The sequence below is a fragment of the Candidatus Amarolinea dominans genome, assembly GCA_016719785.1.
Taxonomy (GTDB): Bacteria; Chloroflexota; Anaerolineae; order SSC4; family Amarolineaceae; genus Amarolinea; species Amarolinea dominans.
Window position 1 is genome coordinate 151,139 of record JADJYJ010000004.1, and the last position, 20,149, is coordinate 171,287.

General features: G+C 63.2%; 22 protein-coding genes. 18 read left to right on the forward strand and 4 right to left on the reverse strand.

Annotated features, from left to right (window positions below; translation table 11 throughout):
• Positions 1-14: 14 nt before the first annotated feature.
• From IPM84_07140 to IPM84_07225, 18 genes are all read left to right on the forward strand, one after another.
• The gene (locus IPM84_07140; GenBank protein MBK9092542.1) at positions 15-860 is read left to right on the forward strand and encodes a DegV family protein; all 846 of its coding nucleotides are present in this window, start codon (positions 15-17) and stop codon (positions 858-860) included.
• A 1-nt stretch (position 861) separates the two neighbouring features.
• Complete coding sequence (gene recG, locus IPM84_07145) at positions 862-3,822, forward strand: ATP-dependent DNA helicase RecG (protein ID MBK9092543.1); 2,961 nt, start codon at positions 862-864, stop codon at positions 3,820-3,822.
• A gap of 4 nt (positions 3,823-3,826) precedes the next feature.
• Positions 3,827-4,306 carry a pantetheine-phosphate adenylyltransferase gene (coaD, locus tag IPM84_07150; GenBank protein ID MBK9092544.1) on the forward strand — a complete coding sequence of 160 codons (480 nt, stop codon included), beginning with the start codon at positions 3,827-3,829 and terminating at the stop codon, positions 4,304-4,306.
• Between the two features lie 169 nt (positions 4,307-4,475).
• The gene (locus tag IPM84_07155; GenBank protein ID MBK9092545.1) at positions 4,476-4,934 is read left to right on the forward strand and encodes a hypothetical protein; all 459 of its coding nucleotides are present in this window, start codon (positions 4,476-4,478) and stop codon (positions 4,932-4,934) included.
• Positions 4,935-5,096: 162 nt separating this feature from the next.
• On the forward strand, positions 5,097-5,639 hold the full coding sequence (locus IPM84_07160) for a DUF177 domain-containing protein (GenBank protein MBK9092546.1): 543 nt from the start codon (positions 5,097-5,099) through the stop codon (positions 5,637-5,639).
• 18 nt (positions 5,640-5,657) lie between these two features.
• Positions 5,658-5,864: a 50S ribosomal protein L32 gene (gene rpmF, locus IPM84_07165; GenBank protein ID MBK9092547.1), complete on the forward strand. Its 207-nt coding sequence runs from the start codon at positions 5,658-5,660 to the stop codon at positions 5,862-5,864.
• Positions 5,865-6,014: 150 nt separating this feature from the next.
• Positions 6,015-6,959 (forward strand): ACP S-malonyltransferase, encoded by a 945-nt coding sequence (fabD, locus tag IPM84_07170; protein MBK9092548.1) that lies wholly within the window; start codon positions 6,015-6,017, stop codon positions 6,957-6,959.
• Positions 6,960-6,985: 26 nt separating this feature from the next.
• The gene (gene fabG / locus IPM84_07175; protein MBK9092549.1) at positions 6,986-7,735 is read left to right on the forward strand and encodes a 3-oxoacyl-[acyl-carrier-protein] reductase; all 750 of its coding nucleotides are present in this window, start codon (positions 6,986-6,988) and stop codon (positions 7,733-7,735) included.
• Between the two features lie 46 nt (positions 7,736-7,781).
• Positions 7,782-8,231 carry an Asp23/Gls24 family envelope stress response protein gene (locus IPM84_07180; GenBank protein MBK9092550.1) on the forward strand — a complete coding sequence of 150 codons (450 nt, stop codon included), beginning with the start codon at positions 7,782-7,784 and terminating at the stop codon, positions 8,229-8,231.
• Between the two features lie 35 nt (positions 8,232-8,266).
• On the forward strand, positions 8,267-8,704 hold the full coding sequence (nusB, locus tag IPM84_07185; protein MBK9092551.1) for a transcription antitermination factor NusB: 438 nt from the start codon (positions 8,267-8,269) through the stop codon (positions 8,702-8,704).
• An 84-nt stretch (positions 8,705-8,788) separates the two neighbouring features.
• The gene (locus IPM84_07190; GenBank protein MBK9092552.1) at positions 8,789-10,093 is read left to right on the forward strand and encodes a GTPase; all 1,305 of its coding nucleotides are present in this window, start codon (positions 8,789-8,791) and stop codon (positions 10,091-10,093) included.
• 12 nt (positions 10,094-10,105) lie between these two features.
• Positions 10,106-10,750, forward strand: a complete 645-nt coding sequence (locus IPM84_07195; protein MBK9092553.1) for a hypothetical protein — start codon at positions 10,106-10,108, stop codon at positions 10,748-10,750.
• The gene (gene rocF, locus IPM84_07200; protein MBK9092554.1) at positions 10,686-11,657 is read left to right on the forward strand and encodes an arginase; all 972 of its coding nucleotides are present in this window, start codon (positions 10,686-10,688) and stop codon (positions 11,655-11,657) included. The genes IPM84_07195 and rocF overlap by 65 nt, the downstream gene beginning before the upstream one ends.
• Positions 11,658-11,759: 102 nt before the next feature.
• A complete protein-coding gene (locus tag IPM84_07205; GenBank protein MBK9092555.1) occupies positions 11,760-13,631 on the forward strand; it encodes an AMP-binding protein in 1,872 nt (623 codons plus the stop codon).
• Positions 13,632-13,652: 21 nt separating this feature from the next.
• Positions 13,653-13,910: a DUF2442 domain-containing protein gene (locus IPM84_07210; GenBank protein MBK9092556.1), complete on the forward strand. Its 258-nt coding sequence runs from the start codon at positions 13,653-13,655 to the stop codon at positions 13,908-13,910.
• Between the two features lie 196 nt (positions 13,911-14,106).
• Positions 14,107-14,451 (forward strand): hypothetical protein, encoded by a 345-nt coding sequence (locus IPM84_07215; GenBank protein MBK9092557.1) that lies wholly within the window; start codon positions 14,107-14,109, stop codon positions 14,449-14,451.
• A 32-nt stretch (positions 14,452-14,483) separates the two neighbouring features.
• Entirely contained in the window at positions 14,484-14,723 is a 240-nt protein-coding gene (locus IPM84_07220) for a DUF4160 domain-containing protein (protein MBK9092558.1), read from the forward strand.
• Positions 14,720-15,115 carry a hypothetical protein gene (locus IPM84_07225; protein MBK9092559.1) on the forward strand — a complete coding sequence of 132 codons (396 nt, stop codon included), beginning with the start codon at positions 14,720-14,722 and terminating at the stop codon, positions 15,113-15,115. Before IPM84_07220 ends, IPM84_07225 begins: the two co-directional genes overlap by 4 nt.
• A gap of 220 nt (positions 15,116-15,335) precedes the next feature.
• Here IPM84_07225 and IPM84_07230 read toward each other — a convergent pair whose 3' ends face one another.
• The 4 genes from IPM84_07230 to modB form a co-directional block, all read right to left on the reverse strand.
• On the reverse strand, positions 15,336-16,094 hold the full coding sequence (locus IPM84_07230) for a hypothetical protein (protein MBK9092560.1): 759 nt from the start codon (positions 16,092-16,094) through the stop codon (positions 15,336-15,338).
• A gap of 237 nt (positions 16,095-16,331) precedes the next feature.
• Positions 16,332-18,557 (reverse strand): hypothetical protein, encoded by a 2,226-nt coding sequence (locus IPM84_07235; protein MBK9092561.1) that lies wholly within the window; start codon positions 18,555-18,557, stop codon positions 16,332-16,334.
• Positions 18,558-18,571: 14 nt separating this feature from the next.
• Positions 18,572-19,246, reverse strand: a complete 675-nt coding sequence (locus IPM84_07240; protein ID MBK9092562.1) for a DNA alkylation repair protein — start codon at positions 19,244-19,246, stop codon at positions 18,572-18,574.
• Between the two features lie 94 nt (positions 19,247-19,340).
• Positions 19,341-20,120 (reverse strand): molybdate ABC transporter permease subunit, encoded by a 780-nt coding sequence (gene modB / locus IPM84_07245; protein ID MBK9092563.1) that lies wholly within the window; start codon positions 20,118-20,120, stop codon positions 19,341-19,343.
• Positions 20,121-20,149 lie beyond the last annotated feature (29 nt).

Sequence of the window (20,149 nt, forward strand, 5' to 3'; positions counted from 1 at the left end):
CTGGAGTCGTTCCTGTGTCTATGGTAAAAATTGTCACCGACAGCAACGCCCAACTCACGCCCGGAGTTGTCGAGCGCCTGGGTATCCATGTGGTTCCTCTGCGCATCCAACAGGGCAAACGGATCAGCCGTGAAGGTGTGGACGTCACGGCGCAAAATTACTTCTCGCGCCTGGAGCGCAGCAATACCCTGCCGGTTGACTTGCCGCCGCCGCAGCAAGAAATGGCCGACCTCTACACGCGCTTGCACCGCGAAACGGATCAGATTCTATCGCTGCACCTGTCAGCGCGCATCAACGACACCTGTGGCGTCGCGCGTGCCGCGGCCGCCAACCTGCTGGGCCGTTGCCGGATCACGATCCTCGATTCGCAGATGGTCTCTTTTGGTCTTGGCATCCTGGTTGAAGCCGCAGCCGAAGCGGCCGCCGCCGGCACGCGACTCGATGAAGTGGTGCGCCTGGTACGCGGCATGGTGCCGCATCTGTACGGCGCCTTCTTTGTGGAAACACTCGGCTATCTGGAGCGCAGCCGGCAGATCAGCAAAGCCCAGGCCCTCCTGGGAACCATGCTGGGCATCAAGCCTTTGTTGACCGTGGAGGACGGGGAGCTTTTGCCGGCGGAAAAGGTGCATACGCGCGAGCGTGCAGCCGAAAAGCTGGCCGAGTTCATCAGCGAGTTCTCGACCATCCACAAGATGGCAATCCTCCAGCATGGTTTCAACCCGGAGGCAGAGACCCTGCTCAAGCATCTACACGATCAATTGCCCAATCGGGAAATCCCTGTCTACACCTACAGTCCCTCGCTGGCCTGTCATCTGGGGCCAAGCGCCATCGGTGTGATTGTCTACGAAGGTCAGATTTAGCATGACAAGCAAGTCGGAGCTACCAGGTGCGTTCGAGCGCCTGGGCAAGATTCTGGCGTTAGAAAAACGCCAGGGCTATCGCAACAAGGCCGTCATCGGCGGTCTCGACAAGTTTGCCGCGCGCTGGGAACAGGATGCACGCCAGGAGATTCCCAACGGCGCGCCGCTGATTGCGGAGATCGTCTCCCTGCTCACCGGGTATCCGACCATGCCGGACCCGGAGGCGCGCGCGCGTGTGCTAAACGACATCGTGCTGCGCATGGGCCTGCCCGCGTCCCCGCCAATCACTGCCCAACCGGTCAGCCCGCGGCCGGCCACCGCCCAGGAAACCGGCGGCAAGGTGCAACCGCCGCGCCCGGCCACCGCCCAGGAAACCGGCGGCAAGGTGCAGCCGCCGCGCCCGGCTACCGCCCAGGAAACCGGCGGCAAGGTGCAACCGCCGCGCCCGGCCACCGCCCAGGAAACCGGCGGCAAGGTGCAACCGCCGCGCCCGGCCACCGCCCAGGAAACCGGCGGCAAGGTGCAACCGCCGCGCCCGGAGATGCGCCAGCAACCTCAGCCTGCGCAGCCGCCCGCGCCAAAAGAAAAACCGGCGCCGGCGCAGACTCAATCCCCAGTCAGGCCACCACGCGGCCCGGACAAGGCCGCGCCGCCTGCCCCGCCGCGGGCCCAACCCGCGGCCGCCAGGAAGCCGGTCCCACCGCCCGCACGACCCGCGGCCGGCGGCAAGGGGGGACAGAAACAAGTTCCGGTCGGCACGAAGCCTGGGGGGCCGCCGGCCAAATTCAGCCAGCCTGAGCGCCCCGCCGCCCCGCCGCGCCCGGTCCCTGAGCGCCGCCCACCGGCGCGCCGCGCGCGCGGCCTCTCCACGGGCGAATTCAACCTGGGCTTGCAGGCGCCGGTCACCAGTTTGCCCAGCATCGGCCCTCATTACGCCGAGCTGTTGGAGCGCCTGCACATTGCCACGGTCGAGGATTTGCTCTGGCACTTTCCCCATCGCTACGTTGACTACAGTCACCTCAAACCCATTGCCTCGCTGACCCGCGGCGAAGAGGTGACCATTCTGGGCACCGTCTGGGAGGTGCAGGAGCGCTCCCAGTTCAACGGCCGCCATGTCATCCAGGCCATTGTGGCCGATGCCAGCGGCACGATTCAGGTGACCTGGTTCAATCCTTACGTGAAGAATCAGGTCAAGCCCGGTCGCGTGCTGGCCCTCAGCGGCAAAACCGACCTCTACATGGGGCGGCTGGTGATGAACAGCCCCCAGTGGGAGCCGCTGGATCAAGAACTGGTGCATACGGCCCGCCTGGTGCCCATGTATCCGCTGACCAAAGACCTGAGCCAACGCTGGCTGCGGCAGCGGATCAAGCAGGTGGTGGATGCCTGGGCCAGTCACATCACCGACTTCCTGCCCGACCGGATCCTGGCCTCCACCCGGCTGATGTCACTGGCCAAAGCCCTGGCCCAGGTCCACTTCCCTGACAGCGCCGAGCAACTGGAGCAGGCCCGCCGGCGGTTGGCCTTCGACGAGCTGTTCATGATCCAGATCGGAGCGCTGCGTCGCCGCAACCTGTGGCGCGGACAACCGGCGTCGCGCCTGGTCGTCACTGAGCCAGACCTGGCGCGTTTCCAGGCCTGCCTGCCCTTCACCCTGACGGCTGCGCAGCAGCGCGCCCTGGGCGAAATTCTGAAGGACATGCAGGACATGCGCCCGATGAGCCGCCTGCTGCAAGGCGATGTTGGCTCTGGCAAGACGGTGGTGGCCGCCATCGCCATGTGGGTTGCCGCGCAAAATCAGAGGCAGGCCGCGCTGATGGCGCCAACGGAAATTCTGGCCGAGCAACACTTTGCCGGCCTCACGCGCCTGTTTGCACGGCTGACCGAACAGGGCCTGGAAGCGCCGTCGCTGGCGCTGTTGACCGGCAGCCTGAAGGATGCAGACAAGGAGGCTGTTGTTGCCCGCCTGGCCAACGGGGAAATCCAGGTGGTCGTTGGCACCCATGCACTGATTCAGCAGGGCGTCACCTTTGCCAACCTGGGACTGGCTGTGGTAGATGAACAGCAGCGCTTTGGCGTGGAGCAGCGCGCCGCGCTCAAACAAGCGGGACGCGCCCAGGAGCAGCCGCTGACACCCCACCTGCTGGTGATGAGCGCGACCCCCATCCCGCGCTCGTTGGCGCTGACCGTTTATGGCGATCTTGACCTGTCTATTATTGACGAGCTGCCGCCCGGTCGCCAGCCGATCAAGACCTATGTGATTCATCCGGACGAACGCGAGCGCGCATACGGCTTCGTGCAGTCCCAGGTGGCCCAGGGCCGCCAAGTTTACATCATCTGCCCGTTGGTTGAGGAATCGGAACAGACGGAGGCGCGGGCGGCGGTCGCCGAGCATGAACGCCTGCAGCGCGAGGTCTTCCCGCGGCTGTCGTTGGGCCTGCTGCATGGCCGCATGAGGGGCGACGAGAAGGAAACAGTAATGCAGGCCTTTGCGCGCAACGAAACGCAAGTGCTGGTCTCCACCTCGGTGGTAGAGGTTGGCATTGACGTACCCAATGCAACCGTCATGTTGGTGGAAGGCGCCAATCACTTTGGCCTGGCCCAGTTGCACCAGTTCCGCGGGCGCGTCGGCCGCGGTGAGTTTGCCTCCTTCTGCCTGCTGCTCGTCGAGCGTACCGATCAGACAGAAGATGAACGGCTGCGGGCCATGGTGCAGACGCAGGATGGCTTCAAGCTGGCCGAGATTGATCTGCAACTGCGCGGCCCCGGCGATTTCCTGGGGACACGCCAGAGCGGCCTACCCAGTCTGCACATGGCCAGCCTGGGTGATGTGCGCCTGCTGGACATGGCACGCAGCGAAGCGCAGCAACTGCTGGAGCTTGACGCGACCCTCAGCCAACCGGAACAGCGCGGCCTTGCCACACGGCTTGACCACTTTTGGCGCGATCAAGGAGATGTGAGTTAGCACCATGACCATTGCCCTCTATCCCGGCACCTTTGATCCGATTCACAACGGGCACATTGACATTGCGACACGGGCGGCCGGCCTGTTCGAGCACGTCATCGTTGGCCTGTACGACCGCCCCGCCAAGCGTCTGTTATTCAGCGCCGATGAACGCGCGCAGATGGCACGCCTGGCGCTGGCCCATCTACCCAATGTCACGGTGCAGTTGTACAGCAGCTTGACGGTGGATTTTGCCGGCCAGATCGGCGCCAGCGTGGTGGTGCGCGGCCTGCGCGCCATTTCTGACTTCGAATTCGAGTTCCAACTGGCCTTGACCAACAAGAAATTGGCGCCCGGCGTGGAGACCGTCGGCCTGATGAGCAGCCTGGAATACCTGTTCCTCAGCTCGACCATTCTCAAGGAAGTGGCCTTGCTCAACGGGCCGGTGAGCGATCTGGTGCCCCCTCACGTCGAAGCAGCGCTGCAGCAGAAAGCCGCCACATGAGATACTGCAAGCGGGCACGAATTGCGCCTGACCCCTTAGGCGGAAAAGTGAAGTCTATTCCCGCTTGCAGTAGAGATGCAAACTCGGGGAAAGTTGGCGTCTCTCGCCCCGATGACATCGCCCGCTGCATCGGAGTCAAGAGATAGAGATCGGAGAGGTGGAGATTGGCATGGAAATTCTGCAGCTCGTAGACCAGTTCGAGAGCATGCTGCACAACAGTTGGCGCGTCCCCCTGACCAGCCGGCTGTTGGTGAGCGAGGCCGACTGCATCCGGCTGATTGATCAGATGCGCATGACGGTGCCAGAGGTGGTCAAACAGGCCCAACGCACGGTGCAAGAGCGTGAGCGCGTCCTGGCCCAGGCCAAAGAGGAGTCCGAGCGCATCGTGACGCGTGCGCGTGAGCGGGCGCTGGAACTGGTCGCCGAGCATGGCATCATGCAAGCGGCGCAGCAGCGGGCCGCGGCCGTGGTGCAGGACGCCGAGCAACAGGTGGCGCAGTTGCACCACGACGCCGATGATTATGCCATCCACTCGCTGCAAAACCTGGGTGAGCACCTGGAGCACATGCTGACCGAGGTGCGCAACGGGATTGCCGTGCTCAAGCCGGACAGCGGCCCGAACGAATGAATTCGTGACGACGAAGCGTTTTCATCTCCGGCAGGTGTGCCCACTTTTCTTGACGACCGGCGCACTCTCGCCTATAATGTCATGCTGATTGGCAGCCGGTGATGTGTTCCTGCCGATCAGCAGAGGAAGTGATGGCGTCCCCCGCGGTCGAAAAGGTGTGCGATGGATCTAAAATTCAATGTGGCACAGCTTCTCAAAGAACCGGTTGGTGCGACGCGGCGGTATGAGTTGGAAGAGGATGTACAGGAGCTGCTGGCGGAATTACCGCTGGTTGCCCCTGTCTCGGGACGTGTTCAGCTCTTGCACATTCCCGGCGGAGTGCTGGCCACGGGCACGCTGCAAACAACTGTGGCCACCGAGTGCAAACGCTGCCTGAAGCCGCTGGCCCTTGCGACTGACTTCGAAATGGAAGAGGAGTTCAAGTCCACGGTGGATGTTTTGACCGGGACACCGCTGCCGACGGCAGCCGAGGAAGATGCGGCCTTGCTCATCAATGCGCATCACATCCTGGACCTGGGTGAAATCATCCGCCAGGATTTGCTGTTGACGGCCGCACCGGCGGTCTTGTGCCAGCCAGACTGCCGGGGACTGTGCCCGACCTGTGGAAAAGATCTCAACGAAGGCCCTTGCGAGTGCCAAACGGAAATAGAAGACCCGCGCTGGGCGGACTTGAGTCACCTGTTAAAAAAGACATCAAAAAAGTAAAGAGGAGATTGTCAACCAATGCCACCATTAACGAAACATCGGTTTTCACACGGCCGCACTCATCGCCGCCGCGCGCATGACGCCCTGACCCTGCCCCAATTGATCGAGTGCCCCCATTGCAAGACGCCCCGCCTGGCACACCAGGTTTGCCCCAGTTGTGGTTTTTACAAGGGCGTGGAAGTCGTCAAGCAGGAAGCGAAGGACAAGAAGAAGCCGTCTGCGTAAGTGAACCGGACGACTGCAAGTCGCTGCAACCTGTAGATGAAGTAGAAGTAGAAGTAGATACAGTAGATGAAGCAGATGAAGGACGAAGCGTAGCTCCTGGCAGCGTAGATTCGTCCTTCATCTTTCGTAGCGATCGCTTGACAACCGACTATGCCACACCTTGCCTACATCTTCCCTGGTCAGGGATCACAGGCTGTCGGAATGGGGCAGGCTCTGGCCGCCGCCCATGCCGTAGCCGCCGCCACCTTCGCCGAAGCAGACGAGATTCTGGGTTTCGCCCTGTCGTCGCTCTGCTTCGATGGCCCCGCTGAGGCGCTCAACCATACCATCAACACCCAACCGGCCCTACTGGTGACCAGTGTCGCCGCATGGCGCGCGGTCGCGGCTGCGCTCGGTCAGGCGCCGCCGGCCCGTTTCGTCGCCGGGCACAGCCTGGGCGAATACAGCGCGCTGGTGGCCGCGGACGTGCTCAGTTTTGCCGATGCCGTGTCCCTGGTGCGCCTGCGTGGCAAGCTGATGGACGCAGCCGATGAGACGGCCCCGGGCGGTATGGCCGCGATCATTGCCCTGGATGCCGACACGGTGGACGCCGTCTGCGCGGACGTGCGCGGGCAAACGGGCGGCGTGCTCCAGGTCGCCAACTACAACAGCCCCGGCCAGGTGGTCATCTCCGGCGACGAAGCCTCCCTGACGCTGGCCCTACAGATTGCCAGGACCTATGGCGCGCGCAAGACCATGCGCCTGCCCATCAGCATCGCCGCCCATTCGTCGCTGATGACGCCGGCCGCCGAGGAAATGGGCCGGGCGATCATGTCCACCCCCCTCAAGCCCCCGCGCGTGCCCGTGGTCAGCAATATCACCGCCCTGCCGTTGACCAGCGTGAATGAGATTCGCCGCGAGCTTGTGGGGCAACTGACGGCCGGTGTGCGCTGGGAGGATTCGGTGCGCATGATGGCCGCCGCAGGCGTTGACTTGTTCATCGAGATCGGCGCGGGCAACGTGTTGACCGGGCTGGTGAAACGCATTGTCAAGGACGTGGGCACACTCAGTGTCAGCGATCCGGCAGGCATCGAGCAGATGCGCACACTCGTGTGAACTCATAACCAAAAGAAAGGCACGCTATGAACTCGCTTGACGGTCAAGTTGCCATCGTGACCGGCGCCTCACGCGGTATTGGCGCGGCCGTGGCCCGGCTGTTGGCCGCGCGCGGCGCCAAAGTGGTCATCAACCACCGCGCCAGCGCCGACACAGCAGAAGCGCTGCAGGCTGAAATCAGTGCGGCCGGCGGCGAGGCCCTGGTGGTGCAGGCCGATGTGAGCAACACCACTGAAGCGGCCGCCCTGGTCAAGGCAACCATCGGCGCCTATGGCCGCGTCGACATCCTGGTGAACAACGCCGGCACGACGCGCGACAATCTGATCATGATGATGAAGGAAGCCGACTGGGACACGGTCATCACCACCAATCTGAAGAGCGCGTACAATTGCGCCAAAGCGGTGCTGCGCCCCATGCTGAAGCAGCGGTCCGGCCGCATCATCAACATCACCTCGGTGGTGGGCCTGGCCGGCGCCGCCGGTCAGACCAACTACGCCGCGTCGAAGGCAGGCATCATCGGTTTCACGAAGAGCCTGGCCAAGGAGGTGGGTTCGCGCAACGTCACGGTCAACGCCGTGGCGCCCGGCTTCATCCCCACCGCGCTCACCGACGTGCTGCCCGCAGAGGCGCGGCAGCAGACCATCGCCGCGACGCCGCTAGGACGCCTGGGCACCGCTGAAGACATCGCCGAAGCGGTGGCCTTTCTCGCCTCCAGCGGCGCCAGCTTCATCACCGGCCAGGTGCTCAGCGTGGATGGCGGCCTGGTCATGCAGTAGGGGTTTGCCCCAACGATGCTTGAGGCGGACGCGGAACAAGGTGCTTATGAAACAAGAACCAGAACCCACTGAGATTGTCACCAGCGAATACGGCGCCAGCAACGACAGCGGACACCTGGGCCATGTGACGATCGTACCCGCGGTGCTCCTGAGCATCGTGCGCCAAACGGTTCTCAGTCAACCGGGCGTGGTACGTCTGTCCAGCCGCAACATCGCCCGGCGTGCCGGCAGCGGAAAGACGCGCAGCGCCAGCGCCAAGGGCCTGCGCATCGAGATCGCCCAGGACCACAGCGTAGGCGTAGATGTGTACCTGGTGGTATCAGGCCAGACCAACATGCGCGAGCTGGCCGAAACCCTGCAGAGCGAGATCACGCGCGCACTGCAAACGATGGTGGATATGACCGCGCGCGAGGTCAACGTCCATATTGATGCTGTTGACCTGGGCAGCAGCGGCGCTCAAGAAACCGCCACAGAGCCTCGTACACACCGTCGCTGAGGCGGCGGGTCAAGAACAACAGAGGAACTAACAGCGTGAAAGCAGCCCGCCGGCAGGCCCGGACCATGGTGCTCCAGGCACTCTATGAAACGGACAGCGTCCATCACGACCCACAGCAAGTCATTGACAACCGCCTGGCCGAGGAGCCGCCGGATGTCGAGAGAGAGTCGTTCACGCGACGCCTCTTCTTTGCCGTGCTGCAAAATCAGGTCAAACTGGATGCCATTATTCAACAGCACGCACCCGAATGGCCGTTAGACCAAGTGGCGGTCATTGACCGCAATCTCCTGCGCATGGCCCTGTGTGAAATGATGATCACCGGCGACGCGCCGGTCAAGGTCGTCATCAACGAGGCGATCGAATTAGCCAAAGATTTCGGCAGTGACAGCAGTTCACGCTTTATCAACGGTGTGCTCGGCAGCATCGTCAACAAGGGCGTGGTCGTCGCTGAGCGCAAAGGCAAAAAACCCTGATATGACGTGAGTCGGCACGACCGTTGTCGAGAGATGCAAAGCAGCACCGACTCGGAACCGTCCACCGGAAAGGACCAACATTCAATGGCGAAGCAACGAGTTCTGATCATGGGCGCCGCTGGGCGCGACTTCCATAATTTCAATGTTTACTTTCGCGGGCGCGACGATTACGAAGTCGTCGCATTCACCGCCACGCAGATCCCCAATATCGAAGACCGCCGCTACCCTGCCGCGCTGGCCGGCCCGCTTTATCCCCATGGCATCCCAATCTACCCTGAATCCGACCTGACCCCCCTGATTGCCCAGTTGGCGGTTGACCAGGTGATCTTTGCCTACAGCGACGTGGCGCACGCGTATGTGATGCACAAGGCGTCGCAGGTGCTGGCCGTCGGCGCCGATTTTCGCCTGCTGGGACCGCACGCCACCATGCTGACCGCACGCAAGCCGGTCATCGCCATCGGCGCGGTGCGCACCGGGGCAGGCAAGAGCCAAACCACCCGCCGCGTGTGCGACATCCTGCGCAGCCAGGGCAAAAAAGTGGCGGCCGTGCGTCATCCCATGCCGTATGGCGACCTGGTCAAACAGGCGTGTCAGCGTTTTGCCTCCTATCAGGACCTGGACGATCATCAGTGTACGATCGAGGAGCGTGAGGAGTACGAGCCGCACCTCGATCGCGGGGTTGTGGTCTACGCAGGCGTGGATTATGAGCGTATCCTGCGCGCGGCCGAAGAAGAGGCGGACGTGGTGGTGTGGGACGGCGGTAACAACGATTTTCCCTTCTACAAGCCGGACCTGTTCATTGTGGTGGCCGATCCGCACCGCGCCGGTCATGAGCTGGCCTATCACCCCGGCGAGGCGAATCTGCGCATGGCCGACGTGGTGGTGATCAACAAGGTTGACACGGCCGACCTGGACGCGATCAGCCGCGTGCGCGACAACGTGCGCAGCGTCAACCCGAAGGCGATCATGATCGAAGCGGCTTCACCGATTACGGTCAGCGATCCTGCGGCCATCCGCGGGCAGGCGGTGCTGGTGGTGGAAGATGGGCCAACGCTGACGCATGGCGAGATGGCTTACGGCGCCGGGGTGGTGGCGGCGCGGCGCTTCGGCGCAGCCAAGATCATTGATCCGCGCCCCTATGCCGTGCGCACGATCGCCGATACCTACGCCAAATATCCGCGCACCGGCGCCGTGCTACCCGCCATGGGCTACGGCGATGCCCAGATCGCCGACCTGGAAGAGACGATCAACAATACCCCGTGCGACCTGGTCATTATCGCCACGCCCATTGACCTGAGCCGCGTGATGCGCATCAACCGCCCCACCCAGCGCGTGGGCTACGAACTGCAAGAGATCGGCAGCCCGACGCTGAACGACGTGCTGAAATAAGAGGGATACGTCATGTCAACAGGTGACGAACTGGATGGGTTTGCCGAGATTCTGGCCGAGATCACGCGGCGCATCAGTGATTTGAACGAAGAAAGCTTGGTGCGCTTGTCCGAATTCGTCAGCTTCCTGAAATGGCAGGAGGAGCAGTGGCGTTCGCCGACGCTGGAGGAGCTGGACGGCAGCCAGCCGCAGGTAGTCTGGCGCTTCGACCTGGTGGAACAGTTCGCCAGCGCCCGCCAGGCCTCCACACAGGCTCCGGCCGGCATGGAGATCAAGATAGGGCCGGCCTCCAGCGGCGGCGAGCTGCGCCCGGCCATTTGGGAGCACCCGCCCGTGGCAGGCGCGGCCGTGGTCGAGTATCAGTTCACGGTACCCATGGCCGTGGAGCGGTTGCACTTCCGCGGCAGCGTCGGTGTGCGTGACGGCGCCTTGATTTCGGACAACAACCCGGTCGCTTTCCGGCTGGTCATCAATGGGCACAAACTGTGGAGCACGCTCAAAGCGTCCTGCCGCTGGGATCCCGTGGAGGTCGTGCTGCCATCGCTGGCCGGCCGCGAGGTCACCGTGCAACTGGTGACCGACGGCCTGGGCGATGCGCGTTGGAATTGGGCCGTGTGGGGCGATCCCCAGGTGGTGGGCTTTGCGTCAGCAACCTGAGACTGCGGGGGGGCGCGGTGTGCGCATCATCGGCGTACCCATGGATTTGGGCCAGCAGCGCCGCGGGGTGGACATGGGGCCGAGCGCGCTGCGCTATGCCGGCATGCAGGCGCACCTGGAGCACCTGGGCTACGAGGTGACCGATGAGGGCAACATCAATGTGCCGGTGCCCGAAGCCTCCACCGAGACGATCACCGGCGTCAACGGCCTGCGCCATCTGCCGGCCATCGAGCAGGTGACGCAGGAGTTGTACACACGCGCGGCCGCCCTGGCGGCCGGGCCGGATACACCGATTTTCCTGGGCGGAGATCATTCGATCGCCCTCGGAACCGTCGCCGGCACCGGCAGCGTGGGAACGATGGGCCTGCTCTGGATTGACGCACACGCCGATTTCAACACGCCGGAGACCACGCCCAGCGGCAATATCCACGGGATGCCGGTGGCCGCGCTCCTGGGCCGCGGCGCAGCCAGCCTGACCGAGATCGGGCGCCGCAGCCAACTCAAGCCAGCGCAGATCGTCATGATCGGCGTGCGTGACCTGGATCTCGAGGAGCGGCGGCAGCTCAAGCAGAGTGGCATCACGGTCTTCACGATGCGCGAGATTGACGAACAAGGCATGGCGCGCATCGCCCGCCGCGTGCTCGACCGCCTGGCCGCCTTCCCGCGCCTGCACATCAGCCTGGACATGGACGCGCTCGACCCGGACTTCGCGCCCGGCGTGGGGACCCCGGTGCCCGGCGGCCTCAGCTACCGCGAAGCCCACCTTCTGATGGAACTGCTCGCCGAGTCCGGCCGCGTGGCCGCCGTTGACGTGGTTGAAATCAACCCGATCCTGGATCACGGCAACAAGACCGCGGAACTGGCGGTGGAGTTGGTCTGTTCGTTATTGGGAAAGCGGATTTTGTGATCGGAGATCGGTATGCCTGATGAATTTTCGTTTGTGGGCGGGGGGGAGATTGTCTGGCGGCCATCGGCTGAGGTGGTGGCGCGCAGCCGGCTGCAGCAGTTCATGAACCGGCACGGCCTGCGCTCGGTAGAAGAATTGCACCGGCGCTCGACCGACGACATCGGCTGGTTCTGGGAAGCAGTGCTGGCCGAATTGGGCATCGAGTTCGACGTGCCCTACCGTCAGATCGTGGATACGAGCCGCGGCATCCAGTGGCCGGTGTGGTGCGTAGACGGCATGATGAACATCGTTCACAACTGCCTGGATAAATGGCAAGGCACCGCCACGGTCAACCGCGCCGCGCTGCGCTGGGAAGGCGAGGAAGGCCAGGTGCGCGTGCTGACCTACGGCGACCTCTATCGTGAGGTCAACCGCATGGCCGCGGGGCTGCGTGCGTTGGGCCTGGGTAAAGGTGATGCCATTGGCCTCTTCCTGCCCATGATTCCCGAAGTGGTGATTGCCCTGCTCGCGATTGCCAAGATCGGCGGCGTCATTCTGCCGCTCTTCTCCGGCTATGGTGCAGGCGCGGTGGCCAACCGCCTGGCCGACGGCGAGGCGAAGGCGCTGTTCACGGCCGACGGCTTTTTGCGCCGCGGCCGCGTGGTGCCGCTGAAGCCCGTGGCCGATGAGGCGCTCCAGCACGTTCCGAGCGTGCAGCACGTGATTGTGGTCAACCGGGCGCAGCACGAGATTCCCTGGACGGCCGGCCGCGATCACTGGTGGGCCGACGTGGTGGCCGGTCAACCACAGCGGGCCGAGACAGAGCGCACCCGCGCCGAAGACGTGGCCATCCTGATCTACACCTCCGGCACCACCGGGCGGCCCAAGGGCGCGGTGCATACGCACTGTGGCTTTCCCATCAAAGCTGCGCAGGACATGGCCTTCGGTCTGGACGTGCATGACGATGACACCGTCTACTGGATGTCGGACATGGGCTGGATGATGGGGCCGTGGCTGGTCTTTGGCACGCTGCTCCTGGGCGCCACCATGCTGCTCTACGACGGCGCGCCCGATTTTCCCGGCGTGGATCGCACCTGGGCGCTGGTCAGCCAGCATGGCGTCACCGCGCTCGGCGTCTCGCCCACGCTCATCCGCGCCCTGCGACCGCACGGCGCGGCGCCGGTTCAGCAGCACGACCTCTCCACCCTGCGCCTGGCCGGCTCCACCGGTTCACCCTGGGACCCGGAATCGTGGCTGTGGTTCTTCAACACCGTGCTGGAGGGCCGCAAACCGATCATCAACTACTCCGGCGGCACCGAAATCTCCGGCGGCATTGTCATGGGTCATGTGTTAGGCCCGCTGAAGCCCTGTGCGTTTACGGGGCCGGCGCCGGGCATGGCGGCCGATGTGGTGGATGACCACGGCCGCTCCGTGCGCAACCAGGTGGGCGAACTGGTCGTGCGCCAGCCCTGGATCGGCATGACGCGCGGCTTCTGGCGCGATCCGCAGCGTTACCTGGACACCTACTGGTCGCGCTTCCCGGACGTGTGGGTGCATGGCGACTGGGCCGCGATTGATGAGGACGGCCTGTGGTACATCCTGGGACGTTCGGACGACACGATCAAAGTCGCGGGCAAGCGCCTGGGGCCGGCCGAGATCGAATCGGTCCTGATTCGCCACCCGGCCGTGATCGAGGCGGCCGTCATCGGCGTGCCGCACGAGATCAAGGGCCAGGAGGTGGTCTGCTTCTGCGTGTTGCGCCCGGAACAGGAACCCAGTGAAGCTCTGCGCCAGGCGCTGCAAACGATGGTGATTGCGGAGATGGGCAAGGCCCTGCAGCCCAAGGCGATCAAGTTCGTCAGCGCGCTGCCCAAGACGCGCAACGCCAAAGTCATGCACCGCGTCATCCGCGCCGCCTACCTGGGTCACGACCCCGGCGACCTGTCATCGCTGGAGAACCCCGCGACGGTCGAGGCGATCAAACACGCGGCGTAGAGGGTTCTTGGAGTCTGTACTATGTACGCTGGAGTTGCCGAAGTTCATGCAACAAACGATTACAAACTGGTATTGACATTCGACAATAAGGAGCGCCGGTTGTTCGACATGACGCCGTACCTGGACGTTGGCCGGTTTGCGGAACTAAAGAACATCGAAATTTTCAAGCAGGTCAGTGTCTCTTTTGATACCGTAGAATGGGAAAATGGACTGGACTTGGATCCGGAATTCCTGTACACGCGTAGCGTTGGCTCGATAGCCGCCAAACCAAGGGCGTAAACGGCAATAACCATAGTTGGCAGATATTCTCCTGTGCGGTATGATAACAGTATCCATAGGTCAGGTGACGATGTCTATACCGCAGCGGGACAAACCGATGCGGGACGTTATCTAATCGTCTTCTTTGTTCACAAGCGATCTCATACAGCGCTAATCCTGAGCGCACGCGATATGGATCAGAAGGAGCGAAGATACCATGAACGAAAGTAAAGCTACAGTACGACGCACAAGCATTTCCGAGGCCGAAACGCTAGAGGAGATTGCTGAGTTTTGGGATACGCACAGTCTAGCCGACTACTGGGACCAGACGCATGAGGTAGAGTTCACGGTGAGGGCGACGCGCCGGCCGCGCGTAACGTTGGATCCAGATCTCTTCTTTCGGATTGAAACCGAAGCGCGTAAACGTGCCCTCTTGCCAGAGGCGCTGGTCAACTTGTGGTTGGACGAGATTGCGCCTGTCGCGGGCCGTGACATTTTTCTTTCGCTAAAGACGTGCGGTGGTGTTCCCCATCGCATTGAATGGGCTCATAGCTGTGATTAGTGTGGGTAAAAGTTCGATTCGAGGTGCGTCCCGTGCCTGTGATTTTTCGCTATAAGGGTTATGTTTTCTTCTTTGTGATGTTCGACCTGAATGAACCAATCCACGTCCATGTGCGCAATGGACGAAACGAGGCGAAATTCTGGATAGAACCTCTGGCGTTGGCCTGGAACCAAGGCTACCGAAAACACGAACTCAACGAAGTCGAACGGCTCGTTGAGGAAAAACGTTCCTTGATTGTGGCAACCTGGCAAAAAGAGCTGAACAAACGATGAACACGATTCATATTAAGGCAGCAATTCATCATAACGGCGACAACCAGACAGTTATTGCGCCTGTCTCGACGCCCGATCTAATCGAAGTCCGTCTGTTGGCTGAACGATTGCACGTCGAAGGGCAAGAATATAGGGGCATGGCTTGGGGGTGGCCGGCTTATTATGACCCCGAATTAAGGGAGGAGGCCGCAGAATTTCAAATCCTGGATGAACAGGGAGAATATCGAACAGAGATTCGTCCGTTTTGGAGTCCGGCGAGCTTTACGATTGGTGAGAGCGGCGTCTGGTTCTACTCACTGCTGTGGGAGCTTGGCCGCGATAAACCTCCTGTTGAATTCCTGGATGATCAGGCGCTGGCAACATCGTTCACAAGCAAGCCCATACAGCGCTGATCCTGAGCGCACGCGATATGGATCAGAAGGAGCGAAGATACCATGAACGAAAGTGAAGCTACAGTACGATGCACAAGCATTGCCACAAACGAGAAAAGTCCCGACTCCAGGCTAGGAGTCGGGACTTTTCGTATGTTGGGCGCTGTGACTGCTCAATGAGGCGCTGAGCCACTCGCTCGCTCGCTCGCTGCATCGCGACCGCAGCGGGCGACCGAGTGAATCAGCGAACAATCCGCGGGAGAAAGAGATGTTGGCTTGGGGTGCTGACGGTGGCGATGCGAGGCCCAAAAAGCACGGGGCCTTCAGCATAATTGAACTCCAGCCAGTAAACGTGGTTGCCGGGCGTTGCGGTCACATCATACCAGGAGTAGACGGTGAGAACACCGTGGGGCGCCAGCGGTTGGGCCGTCAACAGAACGAAGTCAGAGCCGTCGGGCGCGCTGCGGTAGATATTGAAGTTTTGCACTTCGTTCTCATTGCCCGTGCGCCACATGATCTCGACGAACGGGGCGCCAACCGTCACGCTGAAGCTGACGAGCGCCTGGGTGGTGGGCGTCACAAAACCAAAATCTACGACGGCCGTGGTCTGTGACTCGCGGATGCCGACCCAGCGCTGCTCCGGGGTGCTGGTCAGCAGAGTCGTGGTGCTCTGCGCTGACACCTGGTAGAGGCCTGGGAGCAGCCCGCCCGCCACATAGCGGCCCTGCTCATCGGTAGTCACCATGCCAGCCAGGGTGCCGTTGTTGTCGGTCAACGCAACGGTGACATGGGCCAGGGCTTGGGTTTCATCGCTGTTGCGCACACCGTCGCCGTTGTTGTCTACCCAGACGGTGCCCATGACCTGACCGCCGGTGGCAGCCGCCGCGGGAGTCGCCCAGGCCAGCGTCGCCACCAGCATGATGCCCAGGCTGGCGAGTGTGACCAACGCGGCCGCGACACGAACGATCCCCTGCTGCTGCCGATTCTGCGTGCAAATCATGTAATTCACTCCCTCTTCTTCCCTGGTTCAAGTGACCGTTTCCGAATGCGGGAATGATAGCACAAGTTTTGCCAGATGTGCTTTACAACTACCTTACAGAAACCGCCGCGGCCTTTCCTGGTAAAGCCACAGCAGCGTGGACGCGATTCATCTCAACGCAGGGACGCCAGGGCGCAAGGGTGCTTCAAGGTGGCGCTTGCGTCTTTGACGTCTTTCGTGTTGGTCATCAGCCGCTGCTTAGGCGCCGATTCTCAGGGCACGCCAGCGCAAACCCAGGACGGCGTGCTCGCCAGGCGCCAGGCTCCACGAGAACTGCGGCGCCAGGGTCAGGGCAAAAAGGCCATCGGCGCCGGACACGTCGTCAGGCGCAGGCTGTGCCTGGAACACCACCAGGTAGTTGGCGGCCCGATTCAACACGCCGCGGGTGGCCGCGTCCGCGTCGGCCTGCGGGAATCCGCCGGCCTGCCAGTAGGTGACCGCGGCGCGACCGGCGTCCAACAGATCAACGCTGGCCGGGCACAACTCATTTTCGATCACCAGGCGCACGGAGGTCGGCGCCGCGCCGGTGTGGTGCAGGCGGTAGACGACCTCCAGGCCATCCTGGTACAGGCTGATTTGTTTGCTGAGCGCCAGCGCAGGCGGTAATGAAGGCAGGCCGAGCGCCTGGGAAAATGTCACAGAGCGGTCGCTCATCTGCACCTCCCACGCCACGTTTTGGCCGGGCTGCAGCACGAGCTGGTCATCCACCCACAAGTAATCGGCCAGGGCACGCGTCTGGCCGGCCAGCGGTTGCCACTCGGCAGGCTCCGCGGCAGCGAGGAGCGGAGCGAAATAGGCCGGCAGGGTCTCCGGTTCGCCGGCCCACCAGTCATTGGGCAAGAAGCGATCCCACAACGCCCGCGGGTTGGCAGCCTGCGCCACGAAGCCGCTGACATTCGCATCCACAGTCGTCGGCAGCCAGCGCCGGGGCCAGGTGCGGGTCACGACCGGGTAGGCGCCGTCATGGCTGAAACGGGCGGGCGACATGGCGTTTTCGTTGCCCACCCACGACACGCCCTCCTGCAGGTCGAACGCGTAGAGGAGACGCCCGCCCAGGGCGGTCAGCACGGTAAAGACACGGCCGCTGGCCAGGCAGATCTCTTCCGCGCCATCGGCATTGACATCTTCACACCACAGCCTGCTCTCCAGGGCGGGCGCCGCGTCGGCCGCGAGAGCCAACTGCTGGCGCCGGGCGTCGCGCCAAGCAAACGGGCTGTCCGCGGCGGGCGCAGGTGCGGCAGCCAGCGTCTGCTCCTGCGCCGGGGATGGCAGCAGAGCCGTGGCAGCCAGCTCGGCCGCACGCAGGCAGACCAGCGCGGCGCGGGCCATTTCCCACTGCCGGTCGCCCGGCTCACCGATGCCAATGCAGCCAAACTCGAACTGATGGGTGGCCAGCGCCAGGTGCGCCTGGGCGATGAGGCGCACGGCGGCCGCGTTGGCCGGCGGAGCGACCTGGCTGGCTTGCAGGCGCGCCCGAATCTGCGCATAGAACTGGCGGAAGTAGGCCAGTTTGGGCGAACGGGCGTTGAAATCAAACCAATCACGAAAGCCGTCCTCGTGATACGGCTTGCCGGTGGCGCGCAGTGAGGCCACCATCCAACTGGCCTGCCCGTCGGGCACGGTGGGCAAATAACCCTGGGGCGCCGGTGCGTGCGCTGGCGCAGTGATAGCCAGCCACGGCTGCTGCTCCAGCTCGGTGAGCAGGCGATCGAGATTGGCCCAGGCCGATTGCGGCAGGACGCCGTCGCTGTAGCCCCAGAGGCCAACGGCTTCGGCATCTTCGGCATACCAGACGTAGTAGGCGTCGCGATCAGGTTGGTCGGCCAGGGCGCGCAGGTAGGCGAGGGCGCGGGTCGTGCGGCCAGTCCAGATGGCGTAGTTGATGGCGTCCTTCAGCGGTTGGTCGTCGTTGAAGAGGGTGATGCTGTGCCCATCCTGCCCGGTTTGCCAAACGGCATGGGGTTGGGGACAGCCAGCCTGGCGTAGAAAATCGCCCTCGATCAGGGTGTGGGTGTAACCGCCGGCCGCGAGGACAGGCGCCAGGTTCTGGCGCCAGCAGCGCTCGGAGTTCCAAAAGAGGGTCGGGCTGACGCCAAAGTTGCGCTGCAGAACCTCGCGGTGCAGGGTCATCTGCAGCAGGTTGTCCCAGTCATCGCTGGCATACGGGACGTTTTGGGCGTAAGTGCTGCCCAACAGCGTGAACTGTCCGGCGTTGATGCCATCAGCCAGCAGTTGCAGCGGCTCCGGGTCGAACCACTGCAGGGCATGAACGAGACTGCCGGAGATGTGAATGGCAAAGGGCAGGCGCGCATGACGGCGCAGCACGTGCAGCAGCCCCCGGTAGCAGACCTGGCTGGCCAGGTGGCTGAACTGATTGAGATTCTGATTGAAATGAAAGAGGAGCGCAATGCGCAACTGGCTCAAGGATGCCTCCATTCTCAACGCAAGCGCGCTTGTACGGCGTCGCTGGTCAATTCGCGCAGGGCGTCAGCGGCCACCCAGCGCGCGGTTTTGTCTGGCATGGCCCCAATGGTCTGCGCCGTCGCGATGGCGAGGGTATTCAGGGCACGGTTGCGCTTGCCGATGCCACGCAGCGCCCAGTTGACCGCCTTCCTGACAAAATTGCGCGCATCGTCGGCCTCACGGGCGATGATGGGCAACAATGCCTCGAATTGCTGGTCAGATGCGCGTTTGTCATGCACGGCCAACGCGGCCATGAGCACAAAGCCGGCGCGCTTGACGAACTCCTCCGGCCGGCTGCTCCAGGCGACGGTTTTGCCCCAGGCGAAGGGCGTGCGGTCGAACAGGTTGCTGCACACCTGGTCGCACACATCCCAGGAATCGAACGCAGTGACCCAGCGTTCCATCTGCTCCTCGGTCACCCAGCGCGGATCATCCACGAGCGCGGCCAGAACACGCGCCTCATGGATGCCCGATTCCCACAGCGCGGCCGCCAGCGCATGATCGCGGCCCGCCCGCTTGGCCAGTTCGCGCACCACCGGGATCGAAACGCCCAGCGTGTCATGCGGATTGATGCCGAACTGCGCCATCCCCGCCACAGCAGCCGGGTTCGCATGGCTGCGTAATTCGGCGATAAGTTCTATACTTGTCATGTCTCCAATCTCCGATTTTCGGTTTTCGATTTGCGCCCTTCGCGCCTTCGTGCCTTCGTGCTTCGCGCCTTCGTACCCCTTCGTGCCTTCGTGCTCATCTCTCATCCATCCGTCGCAGGATGGCGAGCAGGGCCAGGGAGACAGCGAGCAGCATCACGGAGAGGGCAAGGGCCACGCCGAGGCTGCGCTCCAGACCCAGGTAGATAGCCAGGGGCATGGTTTGGGTGCGCCCTTCCAGGTTGCCGGCAAACAGGATGGTGGCGCCAAATTCGCCCAGGGCGCGGGTCCAGCAGAGAATGGCGCCTCCGAGCAAGGCGCGTCCGCTCAGGGGCAGCATCACGAAGCGGAACAATTGCCATTGGCTGGCCCCTTCGACAAAGGCCGATTCTTCGAGCTGCACATCAATGGAACTGAAGCCGATGCGCGCCGCGCGCACGTAGAGCGGTGCGGAGACGAAGGTCTGCGCCAGCACAACCGCCGCGGTGGTGAACGGCAGGCTGATCCCCAGGGCGCTGAGCGCGGCGCCAAAGGTCCCCTGACGGCCAAAAGCAATCAGCAGCGACAGGCCGGCCACCGAGGGCGGCAGCACCACCGGCAGATCAAGCAACAGATCGAGCCAGGGCCGCCCCCGAAAACGCCAGCGCGCCAGGAGATAGGCCAGTGGGGTGCCGGTGGCCACCGCGACCGCCACGCTGATCGTGCTGGTGAACAGACTCAGGCGCAGGGCAGCCAGGGCCGAGGGCGCCAGCACATAGCCCAGAAAATCGTCCATCAAGGCCCGGCCCACAAGGGCCAACAGCGGCAGGAGCAGCAGGCCCACCAACGCCGCGGCCGGCAGGATGAACAACCACGCGCTGCGGCCGTGAGGCATCATGGTTGCGCCGCCGAACGGCGTGGCCGCGG

Excerpts from the sequence above, each read along its gene's own strand:
- recG (MBK9092543.1), top strand. The coding sequence starts at position 862 with ATGACAAGCAAGTCGGAGCTACCAGGTGCGTTCGAGCGCCTGGGCAAG.
- coaD (MBK9092544.1), top strand. The coding sequence starts at position 3,827 with ATGACCATTGCCCTCTATCCCGGCACCTTTGATCCGATTCACAACGGG.
- IPM84_07155 (MBK9092545.1), top strand. The coding sequence starts at position 4,476 with ATGGAAATTCTGCAGCTCGTAGACCAGTTCGAGAGCATGCTGCACAAC.
- IPM84_07160 (MBK9092546.1), top strand. The coding sequence starts at position 5,097 with ATGGATCTAAAATTCAATGTGGCACAGCTTCTCAAAGAACCGGTTGGT.
- rpmF (MBK9092547.1), top strand. The coding sequence starts at position 5,658 with ATGCCACCATTAACGAAACATCGGTTTTCACACGGCCGCACTCATCGC.
- fabD (MBK9092548.1), top strand. The coding sequence starts at position 6,015 with ATGCCACACCTTGCCTACATCTTCCCTGGTCAGGGATCACAGGCTGTC.
- fabG (MBK9092549.1), top strand. The coding sequence starts at position 6,986 with ATGAACTCGCTTGACGGTCAAGTTGCCATCGTGACCGGCGCCTCACGC.
- IPM84_07180 (MBK9092550.1), top strand. The coding sequence starts at position 7,782 with ATGAAACAAGAACCAGAACCCACTGAGATTGTCACCAGCGAATACGGC.
- IPM84_07190 (MBK9092552.1), top strand. The coding sequence starts at position 8,789 with ATGGCGAAGCAACGAGTTCTGATCATGGGCGCCGCTGGGCGCGACTTC.
- IPM84_07195 (MBK9092553.1), top strand. The coding sequence starts at position 10,106 with ATGTCAACAGGTGACGAACTGGATGGGTTTGCCGAGATTCTGGCCGAG.
- rocF (MBK9092554.1), top strand. The coding sequence starts at position 10,686 with ATGCGCGTTGGAATTGGGCCGTGTGGGGCGATCCCCAGGTGGTGGGCT.
- IPM84_07205 (MBK9092555.1), top strand. The coding sequence starts at position 11,760 with ATGAACCGGCACGGCCTGCGCTCGGTAGAAGAATTGCACCGGCGCTCG.
- IPM84_07210 (MBK9092556.1), top strand. The coding sequence starts at position 13,653 with ATGTACGCTGGAGTTGCCGAAGTTCATGCAACAAACGATTACAAACTG.
- IPM84_07215 (MBK9092557.1), top strand. The coding sequence starts at position 14,107 with ATGAACGAAAGTAAAGCTACAGTACGACGCACAAGCATTTCCGAGGCC.
- IPM84_07225 (MBK9092559.1), top strand. The coding sequence starts at position 14,720 with ATGAACACGATTCATATTAAGGCAGCAATTCATCATAACGGCGACAAC.
- IPM84_07230 (MBK9092560.1), bottom strand. The coding sequence starts at position 16,094 with ATGATTTGCACGCAGAATCGGCAGCAGCAGGGGATCGTTCGTGTCGCG.
- IPM84_07240 (MBK9092562.1), bottom strand. The coding sequence starts at position 19,246 with ATGACAAGTATAGAACTTATCGCCGAATTACGCAGCCATGCGAACCCG.
- modB (MBK9092563.1), bottom strand. The coding sequence starts at position 20,120 with ATGATGCCTCACGGCCGCAGCGCGTGGTTGTTCATCCTGCCGGCCGCG.